At 47.4% G+C, this 14,212-nt stretch carries 10 protein-coding genes and 1 pseudogene; 3 read left to right on the top strand and 8 right to left on the bottom strand.

Annotation, left to right across the window (positions count from 1 at the left end):
- Nucleotides 1-160: 160 nt before the first annotated feature.
- Together H579_RS0109640 and H579_RS25095 are read right to left on the bottom strand one after the other, a co-directional pair.
- Complete coding sequence (locus H579_RS0109640) at nucleotides 161-1,300, bottom strand: DUF2608 domain-containing protein (RefSeq protein WP_157834589.1); 1,140 nt, start codon at nucleotides 1,298-1,300, stop codon at nucleotides 161-163.
- A gap of 92 nt (nucleotides 1,301-1,392) precedes the next feature.
- Nucleotides 1,393-5,019 carry a Dyp-type peroxidase gene (locus H579_RS25095; protein WP_051227503.1) on the bottom strand — a complete coding sequence of 1,209 codons (3,627 nt, stop codon included), beginning with the start codon at nucleotides 5,017-5,019 and terminating at the stop codon, nucleotides 1,393-1,395.
- Between the two features lie 642 nt (nucleotides 5,020-5,661).
- Here H579_RS25095 and H579_RS0109630 point away from each other — a divergent pair.
- Entirely contained in the window at nucleotides 5,662-6,789 is a 1,128-nt protein-coding gene (locus H579_RS0109630) for an alpha/beta hydrolase family protein (RefSeq protein WP_028300502.1), read from the top strand.
- A gap of 174 nt (nucleotides 6,790-6,963) precedes the next feature.
- Here the strand turns inward: H579_RS0109630 and H579_RS0109625 are convergent, their stop codons facing one another.
- The 5 genes from H579_RS0109625 to H579_RS0109605 form a co-directional block, all read right to left on the bottom strand.
- On the bottom strand, nucleotides 6,964-8,076 hold the full coding sequence (locus H579_RS0109625) for a helix-turn-helix domain-containing protein (protein WP_028300501.1): 1,113 nt from the start codon (nucleotides 8,074-8,076) through the stop codon (nucleotides 6,964-6,966).
- Between the two features lie 201 nt (nucleotides 8,077-8,277).
- Nucleotides 8,278-9,294 carry an adenosine deaminase gene (locus tag H579_RS0109620; protein WP_028300500.1) on the bottom strand — a complete coding sequence of 339 codons (1,017 nt, stop codon included), beginning with the start codon at nucleotides 9,292-9,294 and terminating at the stop codon, nucleotides 8,278-8,280.
- Nucleotides 9,295-9,469: 175 nt separating this feature from the next.
- Nucleotides 9,470-10,423, bottom strand: a complete 954-nt coding sequence (locus H579_RS0109615; RefSeq protein WP_051227502.1) for a DMT family transporter — start codon at nucleotides 10,421-10,423, stop codon at nucleotides 9,470-9,472.
- Nucleotides 10,423-10,938, bottom strand: coding sequence for a GNAT family N-acetyltransferase (locus H579_RS0109610; RefSeq protein ID WP_028300498.1), 516 nt, complete (start codon nucleotides 10,936-10,938; stop codon nucleotides 10,423-10,425). The genes H579_RS0109615 and H579_RS0109610 overlap by 1 nt, the downstream gene beginning before the upstream one ends.
- A gap of 89 nt (nucleotides 10,939-11,027) precedes the next feature.
- A complete protein-coding gene (locus tag H579_RS0109605) occupies nucleotides 11,028-11,591 on the bottom strand; it encodes a Crp/Fnr family transcriptional regulator (RefSeq protein WP_051227501.1) in 564 nt (187 codons plus the stop codon).
- Between the two features lie 363 nt (nucleotides 11,592-11,954).
- Here H579_RS0109605 and H579_RS25090 point away from each other — a divergent pair, with 363 nt between their 5' ends.
- Both H579_RS25090 and H579_RS0109595 read left to right on the top strand, forming a co-directional pair.
- Nucleotides 11,955-12,758, top strand: coding sequence for a DUF3360 family protein (locus H579_RS25090; protein ID WP_051227500.1), 804 nt, complete (start codon nucleotides 11,955-11,957; stop codon nucleotides 12,756-12,758).
- Nucleotides 12,759-12,868: 110 nt separating this feature from the next.
- A pseudogene (locus H579_RS0109595) lies at nucleotides 12,869-13,760 on the top strand (ISAs1 family transposase).
- A gap of 158 nt (nucleotides 13,761-13,918) precedes the next feature.
- Here H579_RS0109595 and H579_RS0109590 read toward each other — a convergent pair.
- Nucleotides 13,919-14,188 (bottom strand): hypothetical protein, encoded by a 270-nt coding sequence (locus H579_RS0109590; protein WP_028300495.1) that lies wholly within the window; start codon nucleotides 14,186-14,188, stop codon nucleotides 13,919-13,921.
- Nucleotides 14,189-14,212: the final 24 nt, after the last annotated feature.

Below are 14,212 nucleotides of genomic sequence, written 5' to 3'. Positions count from 1 at the left end.
TAATGATATAGATGCCGAGAAAATTCTGAACTGGCGCTTAAAGAGCTGAGGTTTAAAGAGAGGGTTGTAGATTCAAAGAAACAAGGCTGATGTCAGTTTATTTGTATAATTACAACACCAGCCATACTCTGAGTCATTTCTTGGGTAATTGGAGTGCTGTTTACTGAACTTTAGAAATTGCTGTTGGATTTTTCAGATGACTCGCCAGGCTTGCTTTAACATCCTCCCAGCGCTGATTGGCTTTATCCTGCAGCGCTTTTTCATTCATAAAGGCGTCTTTATGCTTTTTCAGGTAGGTGTAGTGCATGGCGGTCACCTTGTACTGATCCTGACCTTCAAAGGCAGAGAACACATCAACTACGTTTTGCAGGGTATCATCGATAAAGAAGATATTTTGGATCTGCCCCGAGTCCGTTTTGCTTAGCAGGCATTTCAGCATCTCACCTTTATTCTGACCGGCGACATACATCACACCTTCCTGATAGCTCACGCTTCTGGCGTTTGTTGACTGGGTACAGGGAGCAAATGGGCCGGCGATACTGGCGATGCCACTCTTTTGCCCATTCAGTGCATTGTTATGAATCAGCTCCTGAAAACTCACGGCTGTGATTCCTTTCTTTTGATCCGCTTTTGTAGCTGTCAGGGCAGCAAACTGGCTTTCAGTGGCTGACAGGTTGCTGGTGCCTCGGGCAGTCAGTACCAGCAGTTTGGCCTGATCTTTGGTCAGTGTTTTCAGTACGGAAGGCACTTCCTTCTCTTCGGTATAGGGCATATTGTTGATCGCCAGCAGCAGGGCGGCGATATCCAACAAGTCGCCCATATTGTTGGCTACCAACGGCGGTTTAACCGTATTAGCACTTTCCTTTGCCAGTTTCTCCAGCTCGTGTTTCAGCTCTTTTTCCTGCTTGGTCAGCTTGCCATTTTTGGCTTCCAGCTGTTGCAGCAGGTTTAGATCTTGAGGGACTGGATGATTGCTTTGATACTGCTTTAACAGATTTTCCTGCCAGCTGAACCAGGCCGGACCACCGAGGAACTGACAGCTTATTGGCTTGCTGCGATCCTCACACTCCATCATGGTTAGTGTGTCGTCATCATCCATTACAATCAGGGTATTAGACAGATTCTTCTGTTTGCTCTCTTCTTTCAGTTCCAGTACTGCTTGTTGTAGTTGGCTAAAGCTGTTTACAGTAATCATTTGTACCAGAGATTCTTGTTTCTTCTCTGCAGCGCCGTAGGCATGGGCTTGAAACAGTAAACCACCTAACAGCAGAAACATGGCGTTCAGTTTAAGTTTCATCATAATCTTTTCCATCTTGTTCAGGAAACCTACTGATGGTCTGTAGGTCCCCTGGTTCGACTGATTTCCTGTGAGCTTAAGTTAAATGCTGACTATCAGGATCTAGCGGTTTTGCCCGGTGACTTCACCTCATAAAACCGACGGCGTGAGATATACTTTTGATGCTCTGGGAACATGGCGATATAGAACTCACTCCAGCCACCCTGGCGTACGCGAACCAGGTCGTATTTCTCAGGGAAGGTTTCCGCCTGTTTGTAGGTTTCAGGATCCGCAGTAGTAAAGGTCAGCAGGTTAGAGCCCAGCTTGCTGTCGGCAAACTGACGAATCACTTCGGTCAGCTCATCCACCGGGAAGTCCTCTTTGATATTCAGATCAATCGGGGCGGCGTTAGACAGGCCGACATTGATTGCTTCGATATTCCAGTCCTGTAGGCACTGGTAGATATCGTAGGCTTCAGTTTTTGGAGGCTGATCTGCAGGACTTGGTGCGGCACAGAAATCATCGGCAATCGGGTCACCGGCCAGGCGTCCATCCGGCGATGCCCCCATACCGGAGCCCAGACCCAGGTTATCTTCAAAGGTACCGACACCCGGAGTCACCACAAACTCAAACTTACGCTCTGGCAGGTCATATTGCTTCTGCAGTTGCTTGTAGGCTTTTTTCACCGATTTAACCGGTTTATTAATGCCATCATGGATAATATCGACACAACCCTGTACGACCTGCTGAGCCAATGCCTTCACATCTTCGGAGTTACCTTCACCAAACTTAGGCAGGGCTAACGCTGCTTGGCGCAGCTGCTTATAGCGCAGAGCAGCCTCTTCCGTACGACCATTTCCGGCCATCACATTGTGGAAAGGCTCCTGCATATCTTCACCCCAGTTATTCCACAGGGCTTGCAGCAGTTCCGGCAGGGTAGTAACGGCAGTCTCCTGGTCAAATACCATCTTCTTAATGGCATACAGGGCGTTGATGGTATCGGTAATACCGCACATCATCGGTGCGACAATATGATATTCGGCACCGCCGTTGGTCATATCCTTACCGCTTTCCATGCAACCGTCGGTCATGGCAGAGAACAGTGGGCTTGGGCGCACATCCCACAGGGCACCATAGCTGTTCATCAGGGTGTTATAGAACTTGCTGATCTGCCATTTATATTGGGTAAAGAAAATCTCCATGAAGTGGTCAAAGCTTGTGATCTGCTCCGGTGCTGGGGAGTTCCAGCCGGTTTTGATACCGCGCAGATGCTGCCAACCGGCACCCGCGATGGTAGCGCCTTGGTTCATCGCCATGCCCACGACCGGCAGGATCGGTACATAGCTGAACGCCCATTCACTCTTACCGCCAATAATCGGCTCGTAACAGCCGTCACAGACATAATCACGGGCGTCGGCCAGTTGCAGCGGGCCACTGGCCATCAGGCCTTTAACCAGTTTGTCGTCATTCATCAGGATAGGATCGGCACCGCCAGACATAATGGACATGGCGGCTTCCTGCAGAATCTCTTCATGCAGCGGTGTCTTCATCGCCTGGTGGACACGCAGAGATAGACAAGGGGCATTCAATGGCAGACGACGGGCGGAACGCAGACACATCAGTGTAATATCATTACAGCCGTCTTTTGGTTTTTTGCTATTGGTCGGCAGATAACCGCCAATAGTGACCTGCTGCACCCACTGGTTTAGCGCGGAACCCTGAGGGAAGTTACCGGCAGAATAGAACACCGCACCGGTACCATAGTTCAGGTAGTCTTCCATATGCTGGCGGTTGTAGAGTACGGTTTCATCCATCTTCAACCAGAAGGCGTCGATAATCTCCTGAGCTTGAGGCTGAGTCAGGCGGCCCGCGGCAATATCCTGCTCGTAAGGTTCGATCAGGTATTGATCCAGACGACCGATGGACATAGGTTCGCCGGATTGGTGCAAGGCACAGTTGACGATAAAGATCAGCTGCAGGCTTTCCAACAGGCCTTGTGGTGCCTCGTAAGCCAGCTTCTCCATACGAGCCGCAATTGCCGCATAGTGCTCTTTATTATGAAGATCGGTATCCGTGCATGCCTGTACTTTTTCTTCGGCCAGTTTGGCATGGGCCAGGATAAACGCCTGTAGACCTTCCAGTGCCCAGAGTACGGATTGATAGAAGGCTTTTTTCTCGCCTTTGGAAGCATCAAGGTTGAGCTGAGCTTCCTCGATCATACCGCCGATACCCAGGCGGATAACCTTGTGGTAATTCGGAATATTATGGCCGGTGGCGGAGTACTCGTTCAGATTGCCAAAAAAGTGTTCAATCTTCTCATCGGCGGTCAGATATTCCATCACCTGAGTACCCGTACCCAACGTCAGCGGTGGCATATTACCGATAATGATCTCGTTGGGTTTGATATTGTACAGGCCCGCTTTTTCACGATATTCAGGTCGTAGCAAGGTATCGGACAGGCTGATCTTGATCGCTAAACCTTTACGCAAGGCGGCGGATTTACTCTTGGCGACCTTTTTGTAGCCCTGCCAGCGCTCAGCTTTGACATGATCCTTCAGGTGGCCCAAAGGAGGCATCACCTTTTTCTTCTCCCAGGTATCGTTCCATTCGCTGAAGGTTTGACCTAACAGCAGCATAATACGATCGCTGATCGGGATGTCGTTAGCATTGGCCGATTGCGCTTTATTGAGGAAGTCCCGGTTGTTGTAGAACATCAGACCGTTGTCGCTGCGCACATTGTAATAGTCATTCAGTGGCACAGGGATATCGGCTTCAGGACCAGACAGGCCAATCAGCTCTGCTGCCGGTACAAACCAGAAGTTACCGGTAATGGCTTGGCTGTTGCTCAGCATCTTGTCTTTAACAAAGCCTTTGTCCGAGCCGACGATATTTTTGATCAGCTGCTCAAACACATTGCCGTCGTTACCGTAAGCGACAAAGTAGACGCCTTCTTCTTTACCTGCACCGCTATCGGAATGACCAAAAGGCAGGGCCTGACGCAGAATACGTTGTGTCACCCGTTCACCGTTCAGCTGGCGCACACACTTGATATGGCTGCGCTCATCGTGCATCGGGATGATGGCCTGGTTATGGTTGCGGCCTATCATATCCTCCTTCTCGACCATGCTCATATTGTCCAGCGCCGCCCAGTTATGGACAAATTTCTGCTGCAGTACATAGGCGGAGCCGCGATAGAACAGATCCTCCTCACCAACGATCACCCGTTCGGACAGGTTGACCTGATCCACAGGATTGATCATGGCATCAATAAAGCGGCCACCAAAGACCTTACCACCCTGTTGTTTATGAGCAGGCGTGTGGGTATGGGTGCGGGTAACGGATTTCAGTTTTTTGAGAATAGTGTGATAAATCAGTGCACAGCTCTCAGCGCTGGTTCCCTTGATATGGAACCAGAGGTCACCGCGGGTATTGGCAAAAGGCTTGTCATCCAGACGGACAAAATCGGTAGTGCCTTGTGGTGCTGGCATTTTGTCCTGATCACACCACTGTTGCCAAAGCTCATAATCGACACCAAATACACACACGGTTTTTTCTTTCTGTTGTGCGCACAGGGTATCGATCTCCTTAACCACTTTCAGCCATTGCTGCTTAATGTTCTTTTGATCATCTTTCAGATAAATGGTCGTAAAGTGACCAAAGGCAGGGAAAAAGGCGATGCCCTGTTGGGCAAAGTTGGCATTCAGCTGCTGTCGGCTCAGTTTGGTTTCCTGATGAACGTTCATCGATGACACCCTTCACGGTTTATAAGTAAATAAGCACTCACACAAAAGTTTCTTTATAGCAAAATGCTTCATTCTTCAGCCGATAGCCGAAGAATGTCGAAATACTTTTGTGTAAGTGGGATCTGATGTGAAAGTGAGCGGGGTGTTTTTATTTCCCTGTCGTAGCTTCACATCGGCCCTGTCTTTCTTTATTCAGAGTAATAAGTACAGAAATCATAAGGAGAAAGGTGTAGAGGAAGTATTACCTGACATTACGTGTCTTGTGGTAAGGGGCGTGTAATAAGGTGTTATTTATACCCACTGACATAAAAATGTTTCGACTCACACTTACACAATTTCACTGACACAAAAGTGTTTCGATATTCTTCGGCCAGCGGCTGAAGAGTGAAGCCGTCTATCAAAGAGAAACTTTTGTGTGGGTGCTAGACAGTTATCTGATTTGCTTCCTGACAAGGTACATAAACAGATGTAAAGCCTGAAATAGGACGTCCTAAAACGCGTTTTAGGTCGCATGGTAACCGGCTTATAGCGATTCTGGTGATCATTAACTGCGGTTGGCAAAGTCTGATAGGGAGTTTGTTTGGCCGCTACGTTGTTCGACCGTTAATTTGTTCAACTGCTAAGGATTATCAGGAGCGTGTTATGAAGGCGTATCTTACCCGGTTATTATTCATCGCTTTATTTATCACTATTGGCTTACCTGTTTACGCTCACAACATAGGCTTTTATCAACAGGAAATAGCTCAGCAAAGTAAACGACCTTTAAATATTACATTATGGTATGCAGCAAATAATAATGTCGCAGATAGTAATGGGGAGGATGGGAAGAATCATCAGTCTATCAGCATAGAAAAAGTGGGTGACAATATTGCTTTTATTGGAACTGAGGTGATTAAAAAAGCGGAGCCTAAAAAAGGTTTATATCCCCTTGTTGTTCTGTCCCATGGCTATCGGGGAAGTTGGCGTAATCTTAATTGGCTGGCGGCGCGTTTAGTACAGGCAGGTTATCTGGTGGCGGCGGTTGATCACCCTGGTACGACGACCTTTAATCAATCGCCTAAAGCAGCGGCACAGTGGTGGCAACGACCTCGGGATATCAGTCGCTTATTGGATTGGTTAACCGCACAGTCCCGTTGGAATCCGTTAATTGATCGCAATAAGGTGATTGCAATGGGGCACTCTCTGGGTGGCTGGACGGTGATAAATCTGGCTGGTGCCAAATTTGATCGTAAGTACTTTAAGCAAGAGTGTGTATTGTTACCCAATCCTCGTACCTGTGGTTTGGCCGTAGAATTGGGTTTAGCGCAAGTGCAACCTGGAGAGCCAGCTCCGAATGGCCAAAGTGAGAGTTCGCAAGCGAGTACAAGTACAAGCCTAAAAGATCCTCGAATCAAGGCGGTGATCTCTTTGGATTTAGGCTTGGCCAGAAGTTTTTCTCCTGCCAGCTTAAGTCAGGTTGATATTCCAAGCCTCATTTTGGCTGCGGGTGTGGATATTGGCGATCTGCCGCAGCAGTTTGAGTCTGGCTATCTGGCTGAACATATGCCATTGAAAAAGCAAAGTTACCGGGTGTATCGGGGCGCGACTCATTTTAGCTTTATGCAACCGTGTAAACCGGGAGCTGTTGAGATTTTGGAACAGGAGTTTCCCGGTGACGGTATTATCTGCAAGGACGGTAAGGGACAAGATCGGATCAAGTTGCATCAGAAGATATTTACCGATATTCAATCTTTTTTAAAGCAGTATGGTTTTGAGCCCAGTAACCACTAATGATATGAGTTCTGATAATCGCATATGGTCTTATGGTAAGGGGGGGAGCGAAGCCATTCTTACCATATTTGTCTCTTTGTAGACTTAAGCGCTACAGCATGAATACTTTTATCGTCTCCGGCCAATGGCCGGAGGCGATAAGGTCTAAGTGTAAAAAAGCTTCTGTGCCGGTGTTTAATCGGAGTTGGCAGCCTGGCGACGAAACTGGCTGGGGGTTGTACCCGTGATATTAGAGAAAGCCCGGTTGAAGTTGGATTTGGTCTGATAGCCAGAACTGAGATAGATCTGAGTAATGGTGTCATCGGTGGTCAGTAGCAAATGCTTGGCGTGCTCTATCCGGTAGTGATTCAGCAGTTGGGAGATACTCTGTTGCTCAACTTGATTAATCGCCTCCGAAATCAGTCGGGAAGGAATGCCCGCTTTTCGAGCCAGCCGGTTTAACGTAAGGTCCGGGTCTAAAAATAGTTGCCTATCAGTGATTAACTGTTTGATAGCGACTGCGGTCTGGCGGGTTTCATGGTCTATCTGGCTTATATCTGGGATTGTTTTGGAGTAGTTGACTTGGTCCTGTGCACTGTCAGTCGTTGTCGGTTTCGAGTTTTCCGCTTCTTGCTGCTCAGGGCTGTCATCGGCAATACTCTGACCAACCGTGACAACAGCCCAAACCAGTAGCGGAATCAGTAGGGATTGAGCTGTACTCACCAGCATGGTCGCATGTTGACCCTGATAGAGCGCAAAATCCAAAGTCAGCAAAAGATCAACACAAGCAGAAAAGAGTAGTGCGCAGCCCGCTATGAATTCTGCTCTGGATACCTGATCAATCTGGGAGAGCCTAATACGGGCAGGCGGTGTCTCAGTTGTTTGAGATATTCGCATAGCAGTGCGAATCATCACCGCGCCATAGCCGACGTAGAGTAGCACTAATAAAGCATCAACTGGTGGCTGCCAAATAGGGTAGCTATAAGACAGTCCAGCGATAACGATAGGGGATAACCAGTGGGGCCAAGACAATCGTTTCTGACTTTGGCTCTGGCTAAAACAATACCAGGCCGCTGAGGGCACCGTAGCAGCGACTATCGGTTGTAAGAAACGAATAAATGCGATATCCCAGCTCCAACGTATGCCTACCAGGGTGATCATCACCGCACATAAGCCAATAAAGCCAATGGCAGGTTTTAATGTGCTAGGTTGTAGGGAGTGGGGAACGTGCCGCTGACGTTGATACAGTGTAATAGCCAGTATAGTCAGTAGCAGGGTAATTACAAAAGGCAATGGAATGCTGAGCAAGTCAAGGTCCTTTTTATCTTAAATGCTGAAACAAAAATTGTTGGAGCAGGAGAGGCTATATTCTCTGGCATTCTGAGCAGAGAATATAGCGGTACACACTTACACAAAAGTATTTCGGTATTTTCGGCCATCTGCTAAAGAGAAACTTTTGTGTGAGTGCTTATTCCTTCAGCAGCATTTATTCAGCGAACTCTTCATTTATTAAGTAAATTCGGCGATGACCTGATCCAGTTCGGCTAATAATAGCTTTTTGCGTTCTGCTTCTGCCCAGCTACCCTCAATGGCGTTACGAGTCAGAGTAGCCAATTGAGCTTTATCCAGACCAACCGCTTGTTGCAGGGCATTGAGGTTGTCATTCATATAACCGCCGAAGTAAGCGGGATCATCGGAATTTACGGTGGCTTTTAGACCTGCTTCCAGCATGTTTGGGATAGGGTGCTGGCTGAGATCTGTCACTACTTGCAGTTTCAGGTTAGATAATGGACATACAGTGAGTACTTGCTGATCAGCGACTAAGCGTTGTACCAGTTTGTCATCTTCCAACGAGCGGTTGCCGTGGTCGACACGGTCCACCTGTATCAGGTCCAATGCTTGCCAGACGTATTCTGCCGGACCCTCTTCTCCTGCATGGACGGTTACTTTTAAGCCCTTCTCCTTACAGGCGGCAAACACCCGGGCGAATTTCTCGGGTGGGTGTCCTACTTCAGAAGAGTCCAGACCCACACCATAAATATGATCCAGATAGGGTTCGGCCTGAGTCAGGGTTTCAAAAGCACTCTCTTCCGGCAGATGACGTAGGAAAGACATAATCAGGCGATAACTGATATCCAGTAGCTGCTCACCCTCTTCCAAAGCTTTTAGGATGCCATTGATCTGAGTAGAAAAGGCAATATTACGTTCCAGATGGCCCTGAGGATCCCAAAATATCTCCACATGACGCACATTATCGGTTTTTACACGCTGCAGATAAGCCATGGTCAGATCATAGTAGTCCTGTTCCGTTTGCAGCACATTCATACCCTGATAATAGATATCCAGAAATTCCTGCAGGTTATTAAACTCATAGGCTTTTTTCAGTGCTTCAACACTGTCAAATGGCAGGGTAATACCATTACGTTCGGCGATATTAAACATCAGCTCGGGTTCAAAAGAGCCTTCGATATGCAGATGCAGCTCTGCTTTTGGCAGGGCGGCGATAAATTGGGATAAGTTGGACATAGGGCTCTCCATCACGGCTTGTACAAAAATCCAGTGCTCTATATTGCATAGAGCACCGGTGTTGCAGGGTAATAAGGTTGTTGGCTAATCGATAGCCTTAGCTAAATCATAGGGGAAATAGCTGAAGCATAGGGAAAAAGCCGCGTTTTTTAACAGATACTCCGGCGGTATTCAATCAGGAGGCGCTGGGTGTTTGCATGGTCGAGGCGCGTTTTCGATAGAGATGAGCACTCTGCCAGGCCATGGGTAGAATAATCAGGCTGATGCCAGTCAGTGTGTACCAATGGGCGGGTTCATCAAAACTGAAGATACCAATCAGCAAGGCAAATAGCAGGCCGGAATATTCTGCGATAACAATCTCACCGGCACTACTGTTGCGATAGGCTTTAGCCGCAATCACTTGATATAGGGTGGTCGTAATCGCTACGATAGCCGCCAGTATCAGCATCTCAATCTGCAATGGTTGCCAGAAGATAATGGCTAAGACCACAGATAGGGGAAGTGCACTGAGGTTACCCCAAAGCACCATGCTGGGCATCGCCTGGTTTTTGGGCATCTTGCAGCTCAACAGATTAAACAGGGCCACGGTAAAAGCGACGGTTATAGCGGTCAGTACGGTCCAATGCAGTTCATCGGGCCGTAAGGCGATCATCACGCCGATAAAGCCCAGACAAACCTGAGTCACCTGTACATAAGTGAGCGCTTGTTTTAACCAGATTCTGGCCAGTAGCAGTGTCACTAGAGGAGCTGCGTAAAAGATCACATTGGCAGTGGCTAAACTCAGGTGTAGTAACGAATAAAAAGCACAGACTGCACCTAATAGAGACAGGTGGCCTCTTAATAGATGGATCTTAAAACCACTGGGGGCTCGCTGTTTTGCTGATAAGCGTCGCCAAATCGGCCAAATCAGCATTAGAGTCAGCAGATAGCGAATGGCCAGGTATTGAAACAAGCCTACGCTGGCGCCCAGACTTTTAATGGCGATATCACCCAGTGTCAGGATCAGGTTACCTACTAACAACCCGATAATCGCCACCAAGGCGGTAGGTGCTACCTGAGTGGGTCTAGATTGAGAGGGTTGAGATTGGTGGGCAGGAGCATTTGATGTATTCAAAGATTTAGCTGCCATTACTGAGCATCAGGGCTAAACAGCATATGGATATGAGGAATGCCATCTTCCAGATACGGCTCAGAGATGACCTTAAAGCCATGTTGAGCGTAGAAGTTTTCCAGATGAGCCTGAGCGCCAATCTTGATATCCAATCCAGGCCAGTATTGCAGTGTATGCTCTTTAGCTATCTCTATCAGCTGGTGTCCCATACCCTTAATGCGGTAATCCGGGTTAACGATAACGCGGCCAATGCTACTCATGCCTGGGTAAGATGCACCGGGTGGAAGTAGACGGGCATAGGCAATCAGAGGGACTTCCTGTTGATCTTCTGGGCTGTTGCTGGTGTCGTTATCATACATAGTGGTTACTTCGCCATATGCCATCAGATGCAAGCACTGGCTATGGCGATCCAATCCATCCATATCGCTATAGGCGCAGTCTTGCTCCACAACAAAGATATCGCTGCGCAGTTTCAGTAGTTGATACAGTTGATCAGCGGAGAGTTGTTTAAAGGTTTTGAGTTGCCAGTTCATGGGTGTGACTTCTTACTTGTTGTATAAACGGTTGATTGGTAACTGGCAATTACTGTAGTAGGCATGTCACCTGAGTGCATTAACAATTGTTAAGAGGAAAGACCCAGGCGCTTTTTGATCCGGCTATAACTTATAGGCGTCATACCCAGATAAGACGCCAGAATATAATCGGGCACCCGTTTGATTAGCCAGGCAAAATTTTGATTAAAACGTATCACTCGTTTTTCCGGGCTGTTAAGCAGCAGGAACTCTTCTTTTCTTTCTCTGTTAATCAGGTGCAGCGTCAATATGCGTTGATGGTATTGTTGCCATTGCGGATCGGTTCGCACAAATTCCAGATAACGCTCAATACTGAGCTGTCGATAACGGCAAGCCTCCAGTGCCAGCATGCTGTAGGGTAAAGGCTCATCAGTCAGCAGGCTACGGGGCTGAAAGATAATATCGCCCTCCCAGAAAAACTCCTTGGTGAACTCCTTGCCTGTGTCATCGCTAAACACTGCTCGAACCAACCCCTTTTCCAGCCAGTAGATACTATGACTGATATCACCCTGACGAATCAGCGCTTGCTGGGCTTCAAGCTCCAATAGCGTTTGATCCTGTAGGTTAAACTCAGGGTGCGGTGGTGGTGGCAGGTTCAAATCGTCGTAAATCACGTATTACCTTTCAGGCTGGGTTATCTTCTCAGAATTTTATCGCCTTTTTGTCTTTAGTGTCTCCATAGCGCAAAAAAGACAGGTATTTGTTACTAAATAGTGTCGTGAGAATGAAGTGTTAATAACTGCTTCTTTATATGTAGGTTAAAAATTTGACTTATGTATCAAATGCCTACGTCGAATGGAGACTGGTTGGTCATATATTTTACCATTCTTTGGCCTACTGATTGGTAGATTTGTACTTGAGCTGGAAAGTATCGTGACGAGTGAGTTGAAACTGTCCGTTTAGATGTTCTGCTTAGGTCGTTATTACAACAAGTGCTACGTCAAAGTTTCCCGATAAACGCAACAAAGTAGATTCGTATGACGCAACAAAATAATGGCTGCTATCGCTCTCAGCGTAAGCCGAGTAAGAGTTTTAACTCGCGTGCAGAGTATCTGGAGCACGAGCTGACCATCATGAACCCCAAGCGCTGGGGGGTTAACCTGCCGTTTCGTGATTATCACTTCGAGATGGAGGATTTTGTGCCTGCGCTGGCCGCAACGATTGGTAAGATTGTTATGGTTGCAGCTGTTGTGGCGGCTTTTGCCTCGCCTCTGGGTTTGTCCAGTGAGTTTGTAATCGAAAATGTACGTTTTGAGATGCTGATCGCGGCATTACTGTTTGTGATTTTGTTCTCTGGCATTTTTAATCCGAATGCCAACCTGGCTGGTACACACGGGCCCATGATCCCCATGATTCCCCTAATTGTGGCTTCAGGTGGTCATCCGATGGCGCTCGGGATTATGGTGGGGCTGTTTGGTCTGTTCCTCAGTATTACCAAAGGCGGCAGTAAGTTGATGGTGCTTACAGGCGAAGGGGGGCGGGGAGGTCTGCTGATCTATCTCGGGGCTGTCGGCATGATCAGCCAGGTCAAGGCACTGTTTGACTGGGCTAATGGTATGGATCTGGCTGTATGGCCGCCGGTGCTGCGTGTTGCGTTGTTAGTGGGTGTATTTCTTCCGTTGCTGGAGGCCGGTATGCAGATGACCCGTGATTCCAAAACGTCTCAGTCCGCCGGTATTGTGATGTTTGCTTCTGCATTTGTGAATCCGGTATTTGGTTGGTCCTTTACTATGCTGCTGGATAACCTAGTAGTCAGTCATCATGAAAACATAGAGTGCTAGATTTGTTCTCAAAAGGTGGAAGTCACCTGACAGGGTAAACGCATCTAAATTTTTCATCCTGACCGTAACCGATTACTCTTTGGTCTGACCAACCTTCCCTGAGTTCCATTATGCTTGAAGAAAATACAATTGCAGCTTGCTTCGACAAACTCCCTGAATTTCGGGTAGAAAGAACCCGCCGCCACAAACTTATTGATGCCGTTTTTATCGGCCTGTATGCCACGATTTGTGGGTTTGATGGCAGGGAAGAAATTGAGCTCTTTGCCAAAAGTAAAGAGTCCTGGCTTCGACGTTTCCTGGACCTACCTAATGGCACCTCCTTATCACGACACTATTTGACGTATTTTCATGCATGTTGATCCAGAGGCTTTTCGCCAATGTTTTGCTGATTGGGTCGCCAGTCTTGGCATTTCGCTGGAAGGTCATCAAATTGCCATTGATGGCAAAACATTACGAGGCTCAAGGTCAAAAGCCAAAGGGAAGCAAGCGATACACATGGTGAGTGCCTGGATTGGTGAACATAATCTGGTCATTGGACAACAAAAGACTGAGGAGAAATCGAATGAAATAACGGCTATCCCTAAATTACTGGAGCAACTGGTTATCAAAGACACCGTTATTTCTATTGATGCGAGTTCACGCTGGCCTGGTATTCAAAGTGCGGTAGCGGTCTATAGCAATCATTTGGTTGATGGGGAGAAGTATGGAGAAGTTCGACACTTTATCAGTAGTTTACCTCCAGTTGCAGAGCAACTGAGTGGTATTATACGAAGGCATTGGGGTATAGAGAACGGTTTGCACTGGAGCCTTGATGTGGGGTTTAGGGAGGATGATTGCCTGATCCACTCGGGCTACTCAGCAGAAAATCTGGCAATACTGAGGCATATAGCACTTCACTTAATCAAACAGGATGAAACGATTAAGGGTGGTATAGCAAGAAAGCTTAAATTAGCGGGAGTAGATGATAGATATCTGGAAAGCATCCTATTTAAGACGACCTAAAATTTAGATGCGTTTACCCTTCGGAGAGTCTCTTATAAGCAAAATAAATGGATAAAAAAAGCCGACAGTATGGTCGGCTTAAACAACGCAACGAATTGGAGGATATAGTAGCTGAGTTCTAGTTTTGATCTTTTTTATTGGTTGCTTATGCCATTTTATTAATGGGCGTGACCTTGAATTGGGTGTTCTTCCAGAAAGTGGGTCAGCACTTTCACTAGATCAGCTTGATGCTGGTAGTCACCATGACGCTGGGCGCGGGTCAGGTCTTCCAGTATATATTGGCCTATAACCTGTTCGCCGTGGTGTTGCATCAAAAATGAGCCAATACCAGAGGCGATGATAGGGGCGGTGTGTTCATGCTCGGCAATCGCAAGTACTTCGCCTTCCGATAAATCACTCAGGCCTACGGTATCTTCAAAAGTCAGCATAGGGTGTCTCTCCTGCTTAATGTA

Source organism: Oceanospirillum beijerinckii DSM 7166 (assembly GCF_000422425.1).
In the GTDB taxonomy this organism is placed as follows: Bacteria; Pseudomonadota; Gammaproteobacteria; order Pseudomonadales; family Halomonadaceae; genus Oceanospirillum; species Oceanospirillum beijerinckii.
The sequence above is the reverse complement of the archived record's forward strand: the minus strand, read 5'-3'. Positions and strand labels throughout refer to the sequence as shown.

What these genes read in the sequence shown, in the direction of transcription:
- H579_RS25095 (WP_051227503.1), bottom strand. Translation starts at nt 5,019, where the DNA reads ATGAACGTTCATCAGGAAACCAAACTGAGCCGACAGCAGCTGAATGCC.
- H579_RS0109620 (WP_028300500.1), bottom strand. Translation starts at nt 9,294, where the DNA reads ATGTCCAACTTATCCCAATTTATCGCCGCCCTGCCAAAAGCAGAGCTG.
- H579_RS0109615 (WP_051227502.1), bottom strand. Translation starts at nt 10,423, where the DNA reads ATGGCAGCTAAATCTTTGAATACATCAAATGCTCCTGCCCACCAATCT.
- H579_RS0109630 (WP_028300502.1), top strand. Translation starts at nt 5,662, where the DNA reads ATGAAGGCGTATCTTACCCGGTTATTATTCATCGCTTTATTTATCACT.
- H579_RS0109610 (WP_028300498.1), bottom strand. Translation starts at nt 10,938, where the DNA reads ATGAACTGGCAACTCAAAACCTTTAAACAACTCTCCGCTGATCAACTG.
- H579_RS25090 (WP_051227500.1), top strand. Translation starts at nt 11,955, where the DNA reads ATGACGCAACAAAATAATGGCTGCTATCGCTCTCAGCGTAAGCCGAGT.
- H579_RS0109590 (WP_028300495.1), bottom strand. Translation starts at nt 14,188, where the DNA reads ATGCTGACTTTTGAAGATACCGTAGGCCTGAGTGATTTATCGGAAGGC.
- H579_RS0109640 (WP_157834589.1), bottom strand. Translation starts at nt 1,300, where the DNA reads ATGATGAAACTTAAACTGAACGCCATGTTTCTGCTGTTAGGTGGTTTA.